We start from the raw sequence: 20540 nt of genomic DNA, 5'->3' as shown, positions 1-20540 counted from the left end.
TGAAGCCTCAAGCACGGGTAGTATCGTTGCGATCGTGATGTAGTTTCGCAGTGAGAAAAGTCGCCTGGGCTAGATCGACGCCGCAGGGACCGCGCTGGGCTTTTTCTACGGTTTCGCTTCCTTCCGCAACCAATCACGAAAGGCCACGAGTTTTGCCAGGCCGGAACACTCGTCGCGATACACGATGTAATAGGCCAACGGCGACGCGTACGTGATTTCCGGAAAGAGTCGCACCAGACGCCCGGTTGCCAGATCGTCGCGCGCCATGACGCTACGCGCGAGCGCGACGCCGTGCCCGTCGATGGCGGCCTGCAAAACCGCCGCGGAATTGTTGATCTGCATCCCACGCCCGGTAGCGGCATCCGCCACACCAGCCTTGCGCAGCCACGTATCCCAGGCGGGAAAGCCCGTGCGGCTATCCATCGACAGGTCGTGGATCAGCGTCTCTCGAGCCAGATCAGAAGGCTTTTGCAGACGCAGACGTCCGCGCAACAGCCCCGGCGAACACACGGGATAAACATCTTCGTCCATGAGCTTGTCCGCGACGAGCCCCGGCCAATTGCCCGTTCCATAGCGCACGCCGATATCGATCTGCTGGGTAACGAAATCCACTGGCTTGAGGTTGGTATCCAGTCGCACGTCCGTATCGGGCCACGCGTTCTGAAAGCTTTCGATCCGGGGCAACAACCACTTGGCCGCAAAGGCCGGGCTGACCGCGACGGTGAGCACCCCGCTCGTGGATCCCTCCTTGAGCCGTTCGAGACCGACCGTCAGCCTGTCGAAGCCTGCGCGAATATCCGGCAGCGCGCGCTCGGCGGCCTCGGTCGGCACGAGACGGAGACGCCCGCTGGCACCGCGATGGAACAGCGGCGTCCCCAGCCATTCCTCCAGCGCGCGGACGAGCTGACCGACAGCCGCAGGCGTCACATGAAGCTCGGCCGCGGCTGCCGAAAAGCTCCGATGACGGGCACTGGCTTCAAATGCACGCAACGCATTCAGGTGAACGGGTGACTTCATGACGACAAAGATTTTCTTTCGATGAAGAACACTTTATCTCGTTTGCCGCCGAAAGTGAAACGGCGAAAAATTCACCATGTGCCGGCCGCTACCACCACTCGGTCTTGGACTCGCAGCGCGATCCATTCGGGGCCGCCTTCATCAATAGATTTTCTTCTACACGGAATTCATCATGAGCAATCAATTCAAGGGCAAGAAGCTGCTGGTCATCGGCGGGACCAGTGGAATGGGGCTGCAGACGGCCCGCCTGGTTCTCGCCGAAGGCGGTAGCGCAGTCATCGTCGGGCATCGGGCCGACAAGGCCGAGGCGGCGCACAAGGAATTGGCTGCGCTAGGTCCGGTCGTGGCGTTGACGGCGGATCTGTCCAGCGACGATGGCCTCGCAGCGCTGCTCCAGACCCTCGACGCGCAACATCCGGACATCGACCTGCTGGTCAACGCCGCGGGCGTGTTCTTCCCGAAGCCGTTCCTCGAGCATCGCGACGCTGACTACGACCAGTACATGAAGCTGAACAAGGCGTTCTTCTTCATCACGCAGAAAATCGCCGCCAATCTGGTCGCCAGCGGCCGCCCCGGCGCGATCGTCAATATCGGCTCGATGTGGGCGAAGCAGGCGATCGCCGCAACGCCTTCTTCGGCGTACTCGATGGCGAAGCCGGGCCTGCACTCGCTGACGCAGCATCTCGCCATGGAACTGGCCCCGAAGCACATTCGCGTCAATGCGGTGTCGCCGGCCGTCGTCCAGACGCCGATCTACGAAGGCTTCATCCCGAAGGCCGACGTGCACGACGCGTTGCAGGGCTTCAACAGCTTCCACCCGATCGGCCGGGTCGGTACGCCGCAAGACGTGGCGGAAGTCGTCGCGTTCCTGCTGTCGGACAGGGCGAGCTGGGTCACCGGCGCGATCTGGGACGTGGACGGCGGCGTGATGGCCGGCCGCAACTGATGGAAAGCGGGCAGACGCGCGACTCGCTCGCCTGCCCCGTTCAGACCGGACCCTCGATCCATGACGGATCGATGGCTGGAAACCTGCTGCACCTTCCCGCTCAATGAGGAGAAACGACATGGTCTATTTGCAGATCACGCTCACAATTGCCGACGCCAACCGGGCTGCCGCAGCCGAGATCTACAGGCGGTACAAGACGCCGTTCCTCGACACCGTCGCCGGCGCGCAATCGAAGGAACTGCTCGAGCGCAATGAAGACGTGCAAGTTCTGCACGGCTTCGACAGTGCGGAGCATGCGAACGCCTACCTGCAAAGCGACCTGTTCACCGCCGACGTGGTCGCTGGCCTCGCACCGCTGCTGGATGCCGCGCCCGACGTGCGCATCTACCAGGTCGCCTGATCACGCGGCCGGATGCCATCCCGCACCCGGCCCATATTTATATGGATACCTTAACATGATGAACGACTGGAACGCCTACCGTACTGCCCTGCTGGAACGCGTCGGCGACTATGCGAAACACAGCCCCGACGTGGTGCGCGGCCTGACGGCGATCGACGGTGCCGCCGCGAAAACGGGCCATCTGGATCCCAAGATCCACGAACTGATCGCCCTCGCCGTGGCCGTAACCACCCGCTGCGACGGCTGCATTTCCGTGCACACCCAAAAGGCCGTCGAGCACGGCGCAACGCTGGGGCAAATCTCCGAAGCGCTGGGCGTCGCGATCGCGCTGAACGCGGGGGCCGCGCTGACATACTCGGCGCGCGTCATCGAAGCCCACGCCCAACTGTCCAGTCAGTAATTCGCATCGAGCTCGGCTGGCTGCGGATTCCCGATCGGCCGGCCGCGTGCCCATCAAGCCCAGGAACAACCCCCATGCTCGTCAACGCAGATTTCTCGCGGCGCGTCGTCGTCGCATCGCACCAGTATCGATGGGTGGCCTCCCCGCAGGCCGGCGTCGAGCGCGTGATGCTGTATCGGCTGGGTGGGGAGCAAGCCCGCGCCACCAGTATCGTCCGGTATGCGCCCGCTTCCTGCTTCCCGTCCCACCTGCATCCCGAGGGCGAGGAGATTCTTGTGCTGTCCGGCACCTTCTCGGAAGATGGCGTGCACTATCCGGCAGGCTGGTATCTGCGGAATCCGCCCGGCTCCAGCCACCGCCCTTCCAGCCGCGAGGGCGCCATCATCTTCGTCAAGCTCCGGCAGATGCGCCCGGGCGAGCACCAGCGGGTACGCGTCGATACCAACGACCCGGCGGCCTGGCAGCGGCGCGACGGTCGCGAAACCTGCCCGTTGTTCGTGAACGATGTCGAACAGGTTTGCCTGCAACGGCTGGCGCCGCGCGAAGCACTGTTCTCCGCGCCGACAGACAGCGCCGAAATGCTCGTCCTGGCCGGAGCGGTCGAGGACGAAGCCAGGTCCCACGGACACGGCAGCTGGATGCGTTTGCCGAAGGGCGAATATCCGGAGATCGTCGCCGGGGATAACGGAGCCACCGTCTATCTCAAGACCAGCCGCCCCGCCGGCATGACGGTGGAGGCGTAGCCATGCAGACGGCACGCATCGCCATCGTCGGCGCGGGCCTGAGCGGCCTGTACGCAGCCTTCCTGCTGGAGCAGCGAGGCATCAACGACTACGTGCTGCTCGAGGCACGCGATGTTCCGGGCGGCCGCATCGCATCCGTTTCGCGGCACGCGGCCTATGGCACTGCGACTTCGGCGGACGACATCGATCGCTTCGATCTGGGCCCGACGTGGTTCTGGCCACACCTCCAGCCCCAGTTGGACCGGCTGATCCGCGATCTGGGTCTGCAGTGCTTCGAGCAATACGAAGCGCGCGACATGATGATCGAGCGCTCGCCGGATGCGCCGGCCGTGCGCATGCCGGGTTACGCCAGCGCACCGGCGTCGATGCGCGTGGCAGGCGGAATGAGCGCGCTGATCGATGCACTGCGCGACCGCCTGCACGCGCCCCGCATCGTCACCGGTCAGATCGTGCGGCGCATCCGCAGCGTCGACGTCCAAGTGGAACTGGAAAGCGAAAGCGCCGCCAATGGCGTCACGACCTGGCGCGTCGAACACGTGCTACTGGCCATACCACCACGATTGGCGGAGGAGCACATCGCGTTCTTCCCGCCATTGCCAACGGCACTGGCCCGGCAATGGCGCAACACGAGCACGTGGATGGCGCCGCATGCCAAGTACGTCGCCATCTACGACGCGCCGTTCTGGCGCGAACAGGGACTGTCCGGCGAGGCCCGAAGCGCACGCGGGCCACTCGGCGAGATCCACGACGCGTCCATGCCGGGCGGGAGCGCCGCACTGTTCGGCTTCCTCGACATCCCCGCACACATTCGCAAAAACATGCGTGACGACGTGCTACGCGCACAGTGCCGCGCACAGCTGGTGCGCCTGTTCGGCGCGAAGGCCGCGACGCCCGTAGCCGAGGTCATCAAGGATTGGGCGCAGGACATCTTCACGGCCACCGCCGCCGATCTCGACGACAACGGCCGTCACGCGCAGGCCCCTGCCGCCACCGCGTTGTCCGGCCCGTGGCATCGACGCCTGACCGGCATCGCGAGCGAATGGTCAGGACAGTTTCCCGGCTATGTCGCCGGCGCCATCGAAACGGCGCACGCGGGTGTGCAGGCCCTGCCTGAATCGGGCGAATGACGATGCATCGCTTCGGCACATCAGGTTCCATTCACGACTCTGGAGAAACCATCATGAAAAACCACTACCGGGCCATGCAGATAACCCGCCCCGGCGTTCTCGAACTGGTGGAGCGCAAGACGCCCACGCCGTCAGCCGGCGAAGTGCTGATTGCGGTCGAGGCTTGCGGGATCTGCGGCGCGGACGCCGCCGACATCGAACGCGCCGATCCGGCCTTGCAACCACCACGCGTTCCGGGTCACGAGATCGTGGGGCGGATCGCCGCGCTCGGTGCCGGTGTGCCGTCGCGCTGGACGATCGGGCAGCGCGTCGGCGTGGGCCGTCTTGGCGGCTACTGCAATGAATGCGTTCAATGTCGCCAGGGACACTTTCAGCTTTGCCGCAACCAGCCGGTCGTCGGCGCAACCTGCGACGGCGGTTACGCCGAGATGATGCTCGCACGCAGCACGGCGCTCATCTCGATCCCGGACGAGCTAGGCGCGGCGGAAGCCGCTCCGCTGCTTTGCGCAGGGATCGCGACCTTCAACGCGCTCAAGAAGTGCGGCGCCGAAGCTGGCGATGTCGTAGCCATTCTCGGTGTCGGCGGCCTGGGGCACATGGCATTGCAGTATGCGCGCCACATGGGATTCAAGGTCGTCGCTATCGGCCGCCGCGGCGAGGTCGCAGCGGATGCGCTGGCGTTGGGCGCACACGTCTACATCGATACCAACCAGGAACATGCTGCCATCCGACTGCAAAACATGGGCGGGGCGCGCGCCATCCTGACCACCATCGGCAATGCAGACGCGGTATCCGGTTTGCTGGACGGCTTGGCCCCTGCGGGCCGCCTCGTCGTGCTCGGTGTGACCAAGGATCCGCTGTCCGTCTCGTCCGGCCAACTGGTCGTTGGCGAGCGGACGGTACAAGGATCGATTACCGGCTCGCCGTACGAGAGCGAGAAAGCGCTTGATTTCAGCGTGCTCACCGGGATCCGCCCGATGATGGAAGTCATGCCGCTGGAGCAGGCCAACGAAGCCTATCGAAGAATGAAATCGGGCGACGTCAGGTTCCGCATGGTGCTCACGATGAACCATGAGTCTTCGGATGAAACAAGCGATGGCCCGCTGCGGGAACAGGCATGGCACGCCCAGGACAGGTGACGATTCCGGCGTCGCATTTCGGCATGGTGCTGGGCCTAGCCGGCCTCGGGCAGGCCTGGCGCATCGCCGCGCTGCTATGGCCCCTGCCGCCGCTCGTGGGCGAAACGATTCTGGCAGTGGCGGGATTGACCTGGGCCATCCTGATCGCCGGCTACGCGTGGCAAGCCGTGCGTCGCTTCGAGCAAGTGCAGGCCGAATGCCTGCATCCCGTTCAGGGCGGCACACCGGCGTTGGTGTCCGCAGCCACTTCGCTCGTTGCGATGGCGGTCCAGCCATATTCGATCACCATCGCGTGGATGCTGTGCGTCGTCAGCATCGCGTGGCACCTGGGGTTCAGCCTGTGGCACACGGGCACGCTCTGGCAAGGCGGGCGGAATGCGCAGGACACGCTGCCGACCGTATATCTGCCGAACGTCGCAGGCAACTTCACCAGTGCGGCCGTACTCGGCGCGCTGGGTCACCCGGACTGGGGGTGGCTGTTTCTGGGTGCCGGCCTGTTCTCGTGGGTGGCGCTCGAGTCGCTGGTCATACAGCGGCTGTGGCACCCGACGACGCTGCCGGCATCGCAACGCCCGTTGATCGGCATCCAGCTCGCACCGCCGACCGTGTGCGCGATGGCCTGGCTGACCTTGTCGCCCGGCAGCGCGGATCACTGGATTCTCATGCTGTGGGGCTACGGCCTCTTTCAGTTGCTGCTTGGCCTGCGGCTCGCCGCGTGGCTGCGCGCGCAACCGTTCGTCCCTGCGTACTGGGCCTATAGGTTCGGCGTCGACGCCGCGTCGGTGACCAGCCTGAAACTGGCCCACGCGGGTGTGGGGTCAGCCCAGGCATTGGCCCTGCCCGTATTCGTCGGTGCGAATCTGTTGATCGGATATCTCGTCATCCGGACGGCCACCCTCTTCATCGGGAAGCTTGCGTCACGGCAGGTGCGTGTGTCGCCCCCAGGAACGCACGACTGACCCGACCGCGGATTCCGAATGCGCACGCCGCATCGGGCGCCCCTGACCTCGACTGGTTAGCGGAGCATCGACAAATCGGCATGCCGCGTCGCGATTTTTATGCTTGTCCATTTGTCGATACAGGTTGACCACCGATCGACATACAACGCGCCCGCCCGACGATACATTTCCTGTTCGATTATTCCGTTGGTTTACCTGGAAAAGGAGATGTCCCGAATGTTCATCGGCTTCATTCCGGTGCTGTTCGCGTTCGCCGCGGCACTGGCATCGCTGCGCAACCTGGCTGCCGCCCGGCTCCTGTGGTCGACAAGCGCGTCACTTGTCGTCGTGTGGACCGTTCATCACGGCAGCCATCACATGAAGGACCTGATGACGCTGGGGTCGTGGTAATGAAGCTCGAACCACGACACCTCGAAGGACTCGATACGGCCGCGCTGCTCGGCATCGCCATCACGCTGCTCGCCGCCTTCTACTTCCAGCTGGCGATGGGCGAACTCCCGTGCGCGTTCTGCAACCTGATCCGCGTCGGCTTCATGCTCCTCGGCAGCGGGCTGCTGCTGAACCTGCGTTTCGGAATGCAGGCCTGGAACTATCTGCTCAGTGCCATCGGCGCGCTGATCGGCAGCCTGATCAGCCTCCTGTTCATGTTCGCCAAGGCGCCCGCCTATACGGTCCCGACGGGCTCGGCGATTCTCGGCCTGCACATGTAAACACGTGGACTTACATGATCTTCACGGCCGCGATCGTCCATTGCGTGCTGATGCTGTGCCTGCATGCGCAGGCCCGTGCGACATCAGCCGCGGGTACGTCGCAGCGTCCACATCCGGCCATTCGCTCGTTCGCCATGGTGCTGTTCATCGCGCTGGTGGGCGCCAATCTTGTCTCGGCCTTCCTGCAGAACGGCTTCCATTCGTTCAAGGCTGGCGGGCAAAAGCACTACGAGATGCTCTACGACGGCGACGTCATGAAACCCTGACACCGGTCGGGGCCAGGCGCCCGTGCCGCGTGACGGTCGGGCGCCGCCTCTCGCGACGGTATCGCAACGACAATTCCACTGGAGATGAAGATGGCGGAAACAAGAGTCGTCCCCTGGCAGGACGGAGAACCGGCCCCCGAAGCATTGCTTGCCGCGATGCGCGCGCGTCGTCCGGGCGGCGAACTGATCGGCATCGACCGCATCCTGCTCAGGAGCGAGCCGCTGGCGACAGGATGGAACGAACTGCTGCGCCGGGTGCGCGCCGATTTCAGCCTGCCGCTCGTGCACCGTGAACTGATCATGCTGCGTGTGGCCGTGCTCAACGGGGCGGATTTCGAATGGGACGTTCACTACCCGGCCTATCTCGCGGCAGGCGGCACGCGCGCGCAGGGCGAAGCGCTGAAGGCCGCCGGGATGGACAGCCGGCTGTTCAGTGACGCAGAACGCGCGCTGATTCGTCTGACCGATCAATCGACCCGGCAGGTGCGCGTCGATGCCGATGTGATCGCCGAACTGAAGTCGCATTTCGGCGAGAAGGAGACGGTCGAGGCTGTTGCCACGGCGGCCGCCTATAACATGGTCTCGCGCTTTCTCGTGGCACTGGGGATCTGACGCTTGCCGCGAACCTGCATCCATGAGCCGGGCTCACGGCTCCATGAGGAGATACCATTGTTGCTCATTATTTCGCGCTGCTACTCTATTCGCCATACGTGGTCACGCCACCGGCGTGCCGTTTTATCGTGAATGGAAGGGAACGTGAAGTCTCATTCTGAATTTCCTGCCGGCGGGGGCGCGGCAGACACGACCGCCTCGATCTTCGACGAAGTCATCGACCGCCGATCGTCGAACTCGCTGAAATGGGCGTTCGGCGCGACGCTGCTGTCACCCGACGAGCATGCCGCCGATCCGTTGCCGATGTGGGTCGCCGACATGGATTTCCGCGCGCCGCGCGCGGTCATCGATGCGCTGCACGATGCGGTCGAATACGGCGTCTTCGGCTATTCGTGCGGCGCGACCGCAAGCTATGTCAAGGCCGTCGTCGACTGGCAGGCGCGTCGCTTCGGCTGGGAAGTCGATCGTTCCTGGGTGATGCAGGCGAGCGGCATCATTACCGCATTGAAGACGGCGATCCAGGCCTTCTCGTCGCCCGGCGATACGGTCCTGATCCAGCCGCCCGTGTACGCGCATTTCCACGATGATGTCCTGCTGAACGGGCGGCACCTCGCCTTCGCCCCGCTCGAACGCGCCGGCACCGCCTATCGTTTCGACGCGCGCGCGTTCGAAGCGGCGATACGTGACAACACGCGGCTCTTCATCCTCAGCAACCCGCACAATCCGACCGGCAATGTTTGGACCGAGGGCGAGTTGAGGACGATGGGCGAAATTTGCGCACGTCACGGCGTGATCGTCATCGCCGACGAGATTCACCAGGACCTGATCCTCAATCCGGCCAAAAGGCACGTCCCGTTCGCATCGCTCGGCGAACCGTTCGCGCGCAACAGCATCACCTGCACCGCGCCGAGCAAGACCTTCAACCTGCCCGGACTGCAGAGCGCGAACCTGTTCGTGCCGGACCCGCGCCTACGCGACCAGTTACGGCGACAGTTCGACCGGAACATGTACCAGTCGGTCAACACGCTCGGCATGGTGGCCGCCGAAGCCGCGTATACCCACGGCGAGTCGTGGCTCGACGCGCTGCTGATCTACCTGCGCGGCAATCACGCCCATTTTCGCGACGCGATCCACGGCATCACGTCGCGCATCGAGGTCTTGCCGGCCGATTCGCTCTATCTCGCCTGGATGGATTGCCGCGGGCTCGGCATGGACCCCGACGTACTCAATCGCTTCATGCTGACCCAGGCCCGACTCTGGCTCGACAAGGGGCAGAAATTCGGCGTCGAAGGGCACGGCTACATGCGCGCGAACCTCGGGTGCCCGCGCGTGCTGATCGACGAGGCGGTCGAGCGCCTGAGCCAGGCACTGGCCGCACTCTGACTTCAGCAACGCAAGCCGGCGCGAGGCTGAACTAGCGCCCGCTTCGCCTACGTTCACCGGCAGCACGACAAGGATGTCGATCGTCCGGAACGATCACGTCCATTAATCAGGAATACAGATAAAAATCCGGATTTCCCATGCAACTGCAAAGACAGATGAAGACACTCTCGGAGGCGACATGACACAGACCCCTCAAACCACGACTTACGAACAGGAAGACCTGAAGCGCGACCTGTCGAACCGGCACGTCCAGATGATCGCGATCGGCGGCGCGATCGGCACCGGGCTTTTCTACGGCTCGTCCTGGGCCATCCGCACGGCCGGCCCGGCCATCCTGCTCGTCTACGTGCTCGCCGCCATCGCGATCTACTTCGTGATGCGCGCACTGGGCGAGATGGCGGTCGAGGAGCCGGTATCCGGTTCCTACGTCTCGTACTCGAACCGCTACATTCACCGCTTCGTCGGCTTCCTGAACGGCTGGAACGCGTTCATCTTCCTGCTCGCCACCAGCGCGGCCGACCTGAACGCGCTCGGCAACTACGTGCACTTCTGGTTCCCCGGCATCCCGATCTGGGTGACGGCGGGCACGGCCGTGTCGATCATGTTCTGCGTCAACGTCATCGGCGTGAAGTTCTATGGCGAGGCAGAGTTCTGGTTTGCGCTCGTCAAGGTCGCGGCGATCGTCGCACTGATCGTCTTCGGCGCCGGCATGATCGTGTTCGGCTTCGGCAACCACGGCGTGCCGATCGGTTATTACAACCTCGTTGCGAACGGCGGATTCTTCGCCAAAGGCGTGGGCGGCACCTTTCTCGCGATCGTGATGGTGGCCTTCTCGTTCGGCGGCGTCGAGAATCTCGGCCTGGCGGCCGGCGAAGCGAAGGATGTCCGCACGACCATGCCGAAGGCGATCAACGCGACGTTCTGGCGCCTGCTGATTTTCTATGTCGGCGCGATCGCGGTCCTGCTGATGGTGTTCCCGTGGACCTCGCTGACCACCAAGGGCAGCCCCTTCGTCGAGGTGTTCACGAAGATCGGCATTCCCGCCGCGGCCGGCATCATGAATCTCGTCGTGATCATGGCGGTGCTCTCGGCCGTGAACGCGAGCGTGTTCACCAACAGCCGCACGTTCTACAACCTTTCGCTGCAAAAGAACGCGCCGGCGTTCCTCGGCGTCGTCAACAACCGCAAGGTGCCGTATCGCGCGATCCTGATGGTGTTCGCGACGATGTTTGCGGGCGTGCTGCTCAACTACGTGATGCCGGAGCAGGCCTTCGAGCTGTTCTCGTCGGTCACCGTGTTCGCGCTCGTCTGTGCGTGGGGTTCAATCGTCGTCAGCCACCTGCGCTTTCGCAAGATTCGGATCGCGAACGGCGAAGCGGACAAGCTCACCTACAAGTTGCCGTTTTATCCGTACAGCAACTACATTGCGCTCTGCTTCGTCGCCTCGGTGATGGCCTGTATCGCGATCCTGCCGGACATGCGGATGTCGCTGGCGGTGTCGGCGGTCTGGGTCGCGTTCGTGTATGGCGTGTATCGCTTCTATATCCGAAACGAAGCCGCGAGCACCGATGCCGCGCGCGAATCGTGCGGTCCGAAGGATCTTCCTGCGTAAGCGTGAGCATCATCGACCGGATCCCGACTGGCATGGCGCCTGCCGGGATCCGGTCGACCCCGATTCCTTTCGCCTTCAACGTGGCGCCGGTGCGCGTTCGCCGAACTCGGTGCCGCGGCCGCGCATGTAGGCCTGCGGGCTGCTTCCCATCTCCAGCCGAAATGCGTAGACGAAAGCCGACGTCGAGCCGTAGCCCAGTTCCATCGCAACGCGTGTTACGCCGTGCCCTCCCGCAAGCAGTTCAATCCCCCTGAACAGGCGCATGCGACGCCGCCAGGAGCGCAGGCTCATACCGGTTTCGGCGACGAACCGGCGGGCCAGCGTGCGCGACGACATGCCGAACAGCGCCCCCCACTCCTGCGGGCCGCGCAGGTCGGTTGGATCCGCGTAGAGCGCTTCGCATAGCGACATCAGCGCCGCGTCGCGGGGCCAGGGCAATGCCGACGGGAGCGCCGGCGCACGTCGCAGCTGGTCGAGAATCAAGTGGGTGATGCGCCCCGCATAGCCGTCTTCGTCGGGTTGCCCTTCGATTTCGCTCGCCTCGACGATCAGCGCCTTCAGCAACGGCGAGACAGTGAACACGCTCGGACTCGTGCCCGGCAGCGCCGGCCCCGCGTCGTCCGAGATCCACAGGCTTCGGAATTCCGCCCCCAGCAGCGAGCCGACGCGATGCCGCGCGCCGGTGGCGAGCCACACGGCCTGATCCGGCGAAATGACGTAGGAACCGCCTTCCGCGATTACCGTCAGCGCGCCGGCGATCGCGTACACCACCTGATGCCAGCCATGACGATGTTCGGGAAAACAGTGGCGGGCGGGAATGAACTGCGCGCGCACCCTGAGGGGTGCCGGTGGCGCCGCGTTAGCCGGCGCCTCGATCGTCTCCCAGATCATGATGATTCTCCAGTTGACAGATATTCTATACATCTTGTCCATTAATCGAAATACAGACATGGAGAAACTTGGTCTAATCATCGTCATGCCTGTCTCGCGGCAACGCGCGCAATTGACCGCCACGCCCCGAACGCCAACGATTCTTAACGGAGTGTCCCGCCTCATGGCCTGTTTCGACCGCTACAGCCTGCCCCTTTCGACGACTTCCGAATTTGCGGCCGAGCGCTATCGCGCCGGTGTCGACCTGCTTCTGTCCCTGTGGCCAGGCGCAGCCGAAACGCTCGACGAGGCGATCGCGGCCGATCCGGAATTCGCGCTGGCGCAGGCTGCCCGGGCACGCCTGCATGCGATCCGCGCCGAAGTCGGCGAGGCGCGCGCGATGATCACGAACGCGGTCGCACTCGCTGCCCGCAACGGCACGCCGCGCGAGCGCAGCCACGTCAACGTGCTGTCGCTCGCGATCCACGGGCAATCTGCACAGGCACTGGCGGCCGCGCTCGAACATGCCGATAGCTGGCCGCGCGACGTGGTCGTGTTGTCGCTCCCACTTGGCGCGTTTGGCTTGTTCGCGTTTTCGGGCATGGCGGATCACGATCAGGCACGCGTCGATCTTTGCGAGCGCCATGCAAGGCATTTTGCCGACGACGACTGGTGGTTCCTGACGTATCGCGGCTGGGCGCATGGCGAAAACGGCGACGTCCGGCTCGGCCGTTCGCTGACGCAGCGTGCGCTCGAACTGCGCCGGCACAACGTCAATGCCGCGCACGCGGTGGCACACGTGCTGTACGAGGCCGGCGCGAACGACGAGGCCGACGCGATGATCGCCGGCTGGCTGCCCGAATACGACCGCAGCGGCATCCTTCACAGCCACATTGCGTGGCATGCGGCGCTGATCGCGCTCGAGCGCGACGATACGGAGCGCGCGCTCGCGATCTACGACGCGCAGGTTGCGCCGGCGGCGTCGCTGGGCGTGCCGATCAACGTGGTCAGCGATACCGCTTCGTTCCTGTGGCGCATGCAGGCCTACGGTCACACCGTTCCCGACGGCAAATGGGACGATGCGGCCCGGTATGCATCGGACTACTTCCGGCAGGCAGGCTTCCCGTTCGCCGATGTCCATATGGCACTGATCGCGGCGGCCACCGGCGCAAAGGCGGCGCTCGACGAGCGTGCGGGTGCGCTCGACGCGCTCGTCGCGGCCGGCACGCTGCGGGCCGGTGCCGTGGTGCCGGCGATCTGCCGTGCGGCGCTTGCATTCGCCGACGAGCAATACGCGCAATGCGCGGCCCTCCTCGAGCCCGTAGCGCAGGAAGCGGTACGCATCGGCGGCAGCGGCGCGCAACGCGAAATCGTGCAGGACACGCTGCTCGTCGCGTGGATGCGCAGCGGCGACGCCGGCAAGGCGCGCGCGCTGCTCGAGCAGCGCCTGCATCGTCGACCGTCGCCGCGCGATACGTGCTGGCTGGGTCAGCTCGTCACAGCCTGAGTCGATCTTTTCTGGTCGACGTGACCCGACAGCGGCGCGACCCGCGCCCTTCATTCGTCCCCGCCCGTCCAAGCCGGTGCCCCTGCCGACTCGCACGGGCAATGCAGTCCAATTCGGCGCGAGGACGGCGTGCGAGAAAGCGGGCCATCGCGCAACCGCCAAGGAAGTCATATGTGTTCAAGCATCGTGGAACCGCGCACCGGGTTGCGGCGCTGGCTGGTCGACGGAATCGGCCCGGTCGCCGCGATCGCGATAGCGCAGCTGTTCGGCACGGCGCTGTGGTTCAGCGCGAACAGCACAGCTCCGGACCTGATGCGGCTCTGGCACGCGAGTGCCGCCGCCATCGGCTGGCTGACCAGCGCCGTACAGCTGGGCTTCATCTTCGGCACGCTTGCGATCTCGGCGAGCGGTGCTGCGGACCGGTTTCGCGCGAGCCGGATTTTCGTGTGCAGCGCCGTGCTCGGTGCTGCCTTCAACCTCGGTTTTGCATGGCTGTCGAGCGGCCTTGCCACGGGTGCGGCGTTCCGGTTCGGCGTCGGCATCTGCCTCGCGGGCATCTATCCGATGGGCATGAAGCTGATCGTCGGCTGGGCGCCGGATCGCACGGGTTCCGCGCTGGCCCAACTGGTCGCCATGCTGACGCTTGGCACGGCACTGCCGCACGCGATGCGGGTCGTCGGTACCGGCCTGCCGTGGCAGTGGGTCATCACCGCGTCGTCGGCCCTCGCGCTGATCGGCGCCGGCGTAATCGGCGTCCTCGGTGACGGCATCCATCCACGGACGAACACAACCGTCGGGCAGCAACGCGGCCCGGCCGCCGTGCTCGGGGCGTTCCGGATCCGCGCATTTCGTGCCGCGACGCTCGGCTACTTCGGCCACATGTGGGAGCTCTACACGTTTTGGACTGCTGTGCCGCTGTTGATCGCACATACCACGCTGGTGTCGCAGTTTCCCCGTTTCGGCGTCTCGGGCCTGGCCTTTGGCGTCATCGCCACAGGCGCAATCGGCTCGCTCGTCGGCGGAATGCTGTCGCGAACGCTGGGTAGCGCGAAGGTTGCGCTCGGAGCATTAGCCATCTCGGGACTATGTGCACTGACTTTCGCACTCGCGTGGCGCGTGCTGCCGCCGATGGCCATGGAGGTGCTGCTCGTCGCCTGGGGTGCGTCGGTCGTCGCCGATTCACCGCAATTCTCGGCGTTGGCGGCACGCGCCTGCCCACTTGCCTGGGTCGGAGGCGCGCTGGCAATCCAGAATTCGATCGGCTTTGCCATCACAGTCGTCTCGATCGCCGCCACCACCGCGCTGCTCGAGAAGATCGGGCTCGACGCGATCTGGCTGCTGGTGCCCGGGCCCGTGCTGGGACTGGCGGCGTTCCTGTGGACTTCGGCCCGGGGCACGGCGACGGCATGATCCGCATGGGCGAACGGCGTCCTGGTGCCGCGGGCCAGCCCATGCGCGGCCAAAGCACCCGCGCTCGTGCTCGCCCGTCTCAAGCAATGTGGGGAGTTCAACGATGCTCGATCTCCAGTATCTTTCGATCCTGAAGGAAGTCCAGCGACTCGGCAGCCTGACCGCGGCCGCCGAACGCCTCAACGTCACGCAGTCGGCTCTGTCGCATATGGTCCGCAAGTTCGAGGAGCGCCATGGCGTCAAGTTCTGGACCAAGAACGGACGCGGCCTGCGCTTTACGCACGCGGGCGAATACCTGCTTGCGCTGGCCGAGCGCGTGCTGCCGCAGATCGAACATGCCGAGCGCACGCTCGTCGAGTTTGCGGAAGGACGACGCGGTGCACTACGTGTCGGGATGGAGTGCCATCCGTGCCAGAAATGGCTGACGCGGCTGACTTCACGCTATCTCGCAAGCTGGCCCGATGTCGACTATGACGTCCGGACCGCATTCGGTTTCGATGGCGTGGCGGCGCTGCTCGGCTATGAAATCGACCTGCTCGTCACACCCGATCCGATCGACCTGCCCGACGTCGTGTTCGAACCGGTCATCGACTACGAGCTGATGCTGGTGGTACACGAGCAGCACCCGCTTGCCGCGCGCGAATTCGCGCTGCCGCATGACCTGCTCGCCGAGGAACTGATCACGGTGCCGGTCAGCAAGGAGCGGCTCGACATCTATACGCGCTTCCTCCTTCCCGCCCATTGCAGGCCCAAATTTCATCGCACGGCCGAGCAGACGGAGCTGATGCTGCAACTCGTTGCGGCACACCGTGGCGTGGCCGTGCTGCCCGATTGGCTGGTGATCGAGGAAGGCGCGGCGATGCCGATTCGCACGGTGCGCCTCGGTCGAGACGGCATTCACAAAAGCATCCACCTCGGCCTGCGGCGCGGAGAAGAGGACGTGGCCTATATCGCCGGCTTTCTCGCGTTGGCCCGGCAGTTTGATGCAAGGTCAGCAGCGACACCGGTTGAACGGTCCGCGTGATGTCAGTGCCTCCATGCAAAACGGAACACATCACTTAGAACCTTTAACAAAATGATTGCTTGGGTCTGTTAACTTCCAACGATTGCTGTTAACCTCATCATTGTTTCGGTCGCGAGGAGGCCATGGCCAAACCGATACTCGATGATGAGTTGTGGGCACTCGTTGAACCTTTGCTGCCCCCACCCAAACCTCGCCGCTCACGGTATCCCGGACGCAAACCACTGGATGACCGGGCCATGCTTACCGGCATCCTGTTCATCTTGCAGACGGGCCTGCGCTGGGACCTGCTGCCACGCGAGATGGGCTGCGGCAGCGGCATGAGTTGCTGGCGCCGTCTACGGGACTGGCAGGCCGCCGGCGTCTGGGATCGGCTGCACGAAGTGCTGCTCGCGAAGCTACGCGAGTCCGACCGGATTGACTGGTCACGAGTCGTCGTTGACTCCTCCTCGATCCGCGCGGTGGGTGCAGGTCAAAAACGGGACCGAATCCCACCGACCGCGCGCGACCTGGTTCAAAGCACCACCTCATTACCGAAGCGCAGGGCATCCCGCTCGCGGTAATCCTCACCGGCGCCAACCGCCACGATGTCACCCAGCTTCACGCGCTGGTTGACGCGATCCCGCCCATTGCCGGCAAGCGCGGCCGACCGCTTTCGAAGCCTCGCATCGTTCAGGGCGATCGGGGCTACGATCACGACAAATACCGCCGTCCGCTGCACGCAGCCGGCATCGCTACCGAAATCGCACGACGTGGCCAGCCTCATGGCAGCGGCCTTGGCAAGACCCGCTGGGTCGTCGAGCGAACCATTTCGTGGCTTCACAACTTCCGACGACTGCGCATCCGCTTCGAACGCCTTGCTTTTATCCACGAAGCCTTCATGAAACTCGCCTGCTGCATTATCTGTTGGCGAAAACTGCAGAGCTCATTTTGTTAACTCCTCTTAGAGGGAAGTTCAAAAACCTTGCTCAGCTCGCCCGAGGATGTTCCGACAGACGAGCGAGGAGCCGAGTTTCAAGAATGCTTCGTGAATTGCGGCGCGTCGCTCGAAGCGCGTACGCACACGACGTAAATTATGGACCCAGGAGTGTGTGCGTTCGACCACCCAACTATACTTGCTGAGCCCGCTACCATATTCGCTCCGGCGCTTCGCGAACATGGGCCTGACGCTGCGCTCACGCAGCGCACGTCGGTGTCGTGTGGAGTCGTAGCCGCAATCGGCGTAGACGGCGCTAGACTTCAGAAGTGGTTGACCACGGACGCCGCGAATTGGCGGAATTGCTCAATGAGCGGCAGCAACTGCGCGACTTCGTTGGCGTTCGCGCCAGTCAGGATCGTGACAACAGGAACGCCGTTGGCGTCTACGGGGATGTGGTGCTTGGAACCGGGTCGCGCACTATTCGCGGGTTTAGGCCAGTTTTTCGTCCGTCACAGCGACGCGCACTGAGGACGAATCTACCGCAGCGTATAACAGATCGATCTGGCCGGCCGCACCAGCAACCCGTGCAGTTGGTCCCACACACCAGCCTTTGCTAGTCGTTTAATCGCGACCAGCAAGCCACCTCTGAGCCGAAGCCCAGCCGAGTCGGCAAGTGGTTCCACCGTATTCCCGTTTTGAACACGAACAGGATGCGGTTGACCGCCGCACGATCGGACACGCGCGGGTGACCAGGAACGCCCTTCGCACGAGGCTTCACGCGTGGCAGCAATGGCCCGATCAGTATCCACAGTTCGTCGTCAATGATCGGCGCTTCCATAATGCGCGGGCGTCACACTCAGACAACAACCCTATGATTTAAAACAACAATATATTGGTGACAGACCGCTCGGTCAAATGGTGCTTAGATCCTTCTAACCGGAATCTTGCATCGGAATCACGAGGTCCCCCACCAGCATGCCATTGCCGACGGGCGCCCCGAGCCATTTGTGCAGGCTGGTCACAAAGAAATCGCAGCCGAGCAGACGAACGCTGACGGGTGACTGCGCAAACGATTGCGCCGCGTCAACGATGGTCACGATGCCGTGCTGCCGCGCGAGCGCGATCAGGCGCGCGACGGGCAGCACTCGACCCGTCCAGTGAATCATGTGCGTCAGATGCATGACGCGCGTGGCGGGACGAATCGCGGATGAATACTCGGCGACAATGTCGTCATCGCTTGCCAGAAGATCGAACGTCACGGTATCAACGACGATGCGCTCGCGCTCTTCGCGTTGCCGCCAGCCTCCCAATGCACTCGGGTAGTCCCAGGGTGCGAAGCTGACTCAGGAGCGTGCGACGCTGGCCGCGAAGGCGGGCGAATCGGCAACTGCCGAAGCTCGTCTGCGCGAACTGTCGGTCCGCGCGCAAGAACTGGTCAAGGGCGTGCAGACGCTCGATGGGGATGAGCGGGCAGCAGCCGCCCGGACCCAGCAGCGCGTGAATGCCCTGAACCAGACGGTGACGACTCATCAGGCGACGCTTGCCCGCAAGGAGGCGATTCTGGGAGCGGCGGCGAGGCGCGATGCAGCGCAACTGCTAATCGGTCGCGAGGAGGCAAAGCTGGAGCCCCTGCAGCGTGTGATCGCCGATCTCGAAGCGAAGCAGGTCAGTCATGCGACGCTTCAGACCGCGCTTTCGGGCCTCATGACGCAGGGTCAGACGAAAGCCGCCCACTTCGAGACGTTGACGAAGCAGGCTGCAGTCGTCGACCAGGTGCCGTGCGTGGGGCATGCGATGCATGCCACGTGTCCGCTGCTCAGTCAGGCGCTGCAGGCCAGATCGCAGGCAGAAGAGCAGCGTGTGTCGGTGGCCGAACTTCGTGCGCAGTATCGCGAAAAGAAAGCGCAGGCCGACCTGCTGGCTCCGGTTGTCGCGGAGCTTGCGGCAAAGCGCGGCGAACTTGCCGTGTTGACCCGCACCCTGAGCGACGCTCGACGTGATCTGCAGGCGGCGACTGAACTCGCTGCCAGCAAGCCACTCCTTGATGCTGCTGCGACGGGCCTTGAAACCGCCAACGCGGAACTGAGGGAAGTCGCGGAAGAAGCGGCTGCGCGAGCTGCCCGATACGAGTCTGAAAAGGCCCGTATGACGGCGGAGATGGTCAGAATCCAGCAGGAATCGAAGCAGCTTGCAGCCGTCGATGTGACGGCCGCAATTGCAGAGACCGACCGGAAGCTGTCCGCAAATCGCGAAGCAGTCGCCGCGCTCGAGGGCAGGATCGAAGGTGCGATCCGCGCCCAGACAGTGCTACAGGCTGAAGCCAACGGGCTGGATGCAGAACTGAACGGGTTCTCTGCTACGCAGCGGCGCGCCGACCGGCTCTCCGATGAAATTGCGCAGTGGAAGCTGCTCGCGAAAGGGCTCGGCAACGACGGCGTCATTGCGTTGACGATCGACGACGCGGGTCCCGCACTGGCTGACACCGTCAACAGGCTGCTGCTTGCCTGTTACGGCACACGCTTCACGGTCGAGATCCGCACGCAGCGCGCGCTAGCAACTGGCGAACTGCGGGAGGGTTTCGAGATTCTTGTGCATGACGCCGAAGCCGATAGCACCAAGTCGGTGTCGGTGATGTCCGGTGGCCAGAAGGTCTGGATCAACGAGTGTCTGACACGTGGCATTGCGCTCGGTTGCGGCTAACATGCGCGCGTGCAGAAATGGCCGCCGCTTATAATGCGTCGCTCCGGTATCCAACTGACCACGAGGTTTCTTAGTGACGAGTGACCCCACTGACGCCATCGCCACCCGTGTCAAGATCGAACGTGAACGGCGAAACTGGTCGCTTTCTGAGCTCGCGGAGCGGTCTGGCGTATCAAAAGCGATGATCAGCAAGATCGAGCGAAGCGAGGCCAGTCCGACCGCGACGGTGCTCGGTCGGCTTTCCGGCGCGTTCGGCCTGCAACTGTCTACGTTGATGGCGCTGGCGGAACAGGCCGGACTAAGAGAATCAGCCGCGCAGATTCGCAGCCCGTCTGGAAAGATCCTGAAACGGGCTACACACGGCGCGTGCTGTCGCCGCTGAATGGGTTCGGTACTCGAATTAGTCGAAGTAAGCTTGCCGCCGCGCGTGCGGGTTTCCTACCCGCCGTCCGCGTTCACCTTCCAGCATCAGCAGATCTTGGTGACATCCGGGACGCTGGTTTTTGAAGAAGGCGAGACTACACATACGCTCAATGCAGGTGATTGCCTGCAGCTTGGCCCACCTGTTGATTGCACCTTCGCCAATCAGACCGATGACCACTGCGTCTATATTCTCGGATTGGTGAAGCGTTGACCTCGCCCGTCGGACCGATAGCCTGATCGAGGCGTCGGCCACCTCTGAGCGGAGGTATCGTTACACCCCGACGGTGACTCAAAGCGCATCCTAGTGTTCCGTCCCAGAAATAACTTTACGTAAATCCAGCATGTTCTATGATCGAGTCATGTGTGCTGGAGACGA

General features: G+C 63.9%; 20 protein-coding genes and 3 pseudogenes. 19 read left to right on the top strand and 4 right to left on the bottom strand.

Annotated features, from left to right (window positions below):
• Positions 1-105: 105 nt before the first annotated feature.
• On the bottom strand, positions 106-1017 hold the full coding sequence (gcvA, locus tag J8I87_RS37845) for a transcriptional regulator GcvA (RefSeq protein ID WP_124472725.1): 912 nt from the start codon (positions 1015-1017) through the stop codon (positions 106-108).
• A gap of 172 nt (positions 1018-1189) precedes the next feature.
• Between gcvA and J8I87_RS37840 the strand changes: the two genes are divergently transcribed.
• The 13 genes from J8I87_RS37840 to J8I87_RS37780 all read left to right on the top strand — a co-directional run bounded on the left by J8I87_RS37840 (position 1190) and on the right by J8I87_RS37780 (position 11314).
• Positions 1190-1963: an SDR family NAD(P)-dependent oxidoreductase gene (locus J8I87_RS37840; RefSeq protein ID WP_209937480.1), complete on the top strand. Its 774-nt coding sequence runs from the start codon at positions 1190-1192 to the stop codon at positions 1961-1963.
• A 118-nt stretch (positions 1964-2081) separates the two neighbouring features.
• Complete coding sequence (locus J8I87_RS37835) at positions 2082-2363, top strand: hypothetical protein (RefSeq protein ID WP_209937479.1); 282 nt, start codon at positions 2082-2084, stop codon at positions 2361-2363.
• A 55-nt stretch (positions 2364-2418) separates the two neighbouring features.
• Positions 2419-2763 (top strand): carboxymuconolactone decarboxylase family protein, encoded by a 345-nt coding sequence (locus J8I87_RS37830; protein WP_209937477.1) that lies wholly within the window; start codon positions 2419-2421, stop codon positions 2761-2763.
• A 74-nt stretch (positions 2764-2837) separates the two neighbouring features.
• Entirely contained in the window at positions 2838-3506 is a 669-nt protein-coding gene (locus J8I87_RS37825; RefSeq protein WP_209937476.1) for a cupin domain-containing protein, read from the top strand.
• A gap of 2 nt (positions 3507-3508) precedes the next feature.
• Positions 3509-4633 carry an FAD-dependent oxidoreductase gene (locus J8I87_RS37820; protein ID WP_209937475.1) on the top strand — a complete coding sequence of 375 codons (1125 nt, stop codon included), beginning with the start codon at positions 3509-3511 and terminating at the stop codon, positions 4631-4633.
• 53 nt (positions 4634-4686) lie between these two features.
• Positions 4687-5772 (top strand): alcohol dehydrogenase, encoded by a 1086-nt coding sequence (locus tag J8I87_RS37815; RefSeq protein ID WP_209937474.1) that lies wholly within the window; start codon positions 4687-4689, stop codon positions 5770-5772.
• The gene (gene tehA / locus J8I87_RS37810) at positions 5751-6731 is read left to right on the top strand and encodes a dicarboxylate transporter/tellurite-resistance protein TehA (protein ID WP_209937473.1); all 981 of its coding nucleotides are present in this window, start codon (positions 5751-5753) and stop codon (positions 6729-6731) included. Before J8I87_RS37815 ends, tehA begins: the two co-directional genes overlap by 22 nt.
• Before the next feature lie 216 nt (positions 6732-6947).
• The gene (locus J8I87_RS37805) at positions 6948-7121 is read left to right on the top strand and encodes a hypothetical protein (RefSeq protein WP_209937472.1); all 174 of its coding nucleotides are present in this window, start codon (positions 6948-6950) and stop codon (positions 7119-7121) included.
• The gene (locus J8I87_RS37800; protein WP_209937470.1) at positions 7121-7441 is read left to right on the top strand and encodes a disulfide bond formation protein B; all 321 of its coding nucleotides are present in this window, start codon (positions 7121-7123) and stop codon (positions 7439-7441) included. Before J8I87_RS37805 ends, J8I87_RS37800 begins: the two co-directional genes overlap by 1 nt.
• Positions 7442-7455: 14 nt before the next feature.
• Positions 7456-7707, top strand: a complete 252-nt coding sequence (locus J8I87_RS37795) for a hypothetical protein (RefSeq protein ID WP_209937469.1) — start codon at positions 7456-7458, stop codon at positions 7705-7707.
• A 144-nt stretch (positions 7708-7851) separates the two neighbouring features.
• Positions 7852-8319, top strand: a complete 468-nt coding sequence (locus J8I87_RS37790; protein WP_245254451.1) for a carboxymuconolactone decarboxylase family protein — start codon at positions 7852-7854, stop codon at positions 8317-8319.
• Between the two features lie 132 nt (positions 8320-8451).
• Positions 8452-9702: a MalY/PatB family protein gene (locus J8I87_RS37785; RefSeq protein WP_209937467.1), complete on the top strand. Its 1251-nt coding sequence runs from the start codon at positions 8452-8454 to the stop codon at positions 9700-9702.
• Positions 9703-9880: 178 nt separating this feature from the next.
• Positions 9881-11314 (top strand): amino acid permease, encoded by a 1434-nt coding sequence (locus J8I87_RS37780; RefSeq protein WP_209937466.1) that lies wholly within the window; start codon positions 9881-9883, stop codon positions 11312-11314.
• A gap of 75 nt (positions 11315-11389) precedes the next feature.
• On the opposite strand, the gene J8I87_RS37775 is transcribed toward J8I87_RS37780, so the two are convergent.
• Positions 11390-12205, bottom strand: a complete 816-nt coding sequence (locus tag J8I87_RS37775; protein WP_209937465.1) for an AraC family transcriptional regulator — start codon at positions 12203-12205, stop codon at positions 11390-11392.
• A gap of 163 nt (positions 12206-12368) precedes the next feature.
• Between J8I87_RS37775 and J8I87_RS37770 the strand changes: the two genes are divergently transcribed.
• The 4 genes from J8I87_RS37770 to J8I87_RS37755 all read left to right on the top strand — a co-directional run bounded on the left by J8I87_RS37770 (position 12369) and on the right by J8I87_RS37755 (position 17059).
• Entirely contained in the window at positions 12369-13691 is a 1323-nt protein-coding gene (locus J8I87_RS37770) for a tetratricopeptide repeat protein (protein ID WP_209937463.1), read from the top strand.
• A gap of 171 nt (positions 13692-13862) precedes the next feature.
• Positions 13863-15101 carry an MFS transporter gene (locus J8I87_RS37765; protein ID WP_209937462.1) on the top strand — a complete coding sequence of 413 codons (1239 nt, stop codon included), beginning with the start codon at positions 13863-13865 and terminating at the stop codon, positions 15099-15101.
• Positions 15102-15204: 103 nt separating this feature from the next.
• Complete coding sequence (locus J8I87_RS37760; protein WP_124472713.1) at positions 15205-16125, top strand: LysR family transcriptional regulator; 921 nt, start codon at positions 15205-15207, stop codon at positions 16123-16125.
• Between the two features lie 122 nt (positions 16126-16247).
• Positions 16248-17059 (top strand): IS5 family transposase gene (locus tag J8I87_RS37755; protein ID WP_209937461.1). Its coding sequence is split into 2 segments (ribosomal slippage): positions 16248-16596 and positions 16596-17059, totalling 813 coding nucleotides; the frame shifts between segments, so codons are not numbered across the junction.
• A gap of 18 nt (positions 17060-17077) precedes the next feature.
• On the opposite strand, the pseudogene J8I87_RS37750 reads toward J8I87_RS37755, so the two are convergent.
• Both J8I87_RS37750 and J8I87_RS37745 read right to left on the bottom strand, forming a co-directional pair.
• Positions 17078-17879: pseudogene (locus J8I87_RS37750) on the bottom strand (IS5 family transposase).
• 94 nt (positions 17880-17973) lie between these two features.
• Positions 17974-18354: pseudogene (locus J8I87_RS37745) on the bottom strand (aminotransferase class V-fold PLP-dependent enzyme); the annotation flags it as partial.
• A 130-nt stretch (positions 18355-18484) separates the two neighbouring features.
• On the opposite strand from J8I87_RS37745, the gene J8I87_RS37740 reads away from it, so the two are divergent.
• Together J8I87_RS37740 and J8I87_RS37735 are read left to right on the top strand one after the other, a co-directional pair.
• Positions 18485-19741: a hypothetical protein gene (locus J8I87_RS37740; protein WP_245254449.1), complete on the top strand. Its 1257-nt coding sequence runs from the start codon at positions 18485-18487 to the stop codon at positions 19739-19741.
• Between the two features lie 73 nt (positions 19742-19814).
• Positions 19815-20375, top strand: a pseudogene (locus J8I87_RS37735) (helix-turn-helix domain-containing protein).
• The last annotated feature ends 165 nt before the right edge of the window (positions 20376-20540 follow it).

Origin of the sequence: Paraburkholderia sp. LEh10 (assembly GCF_017814945.1) — a bacterium.
Taxonomy (GTDB): domain Bacteria; phylum Pseudomonadota; class Gammaproteobacteria; order Burkholderiales; family Burkholderiaceae; genus Paraburkholderia.
Note: the sequence above shows the minus strand (reverse complement) of the source record. Positions and strands in the feature narration are given on the sequence as shown.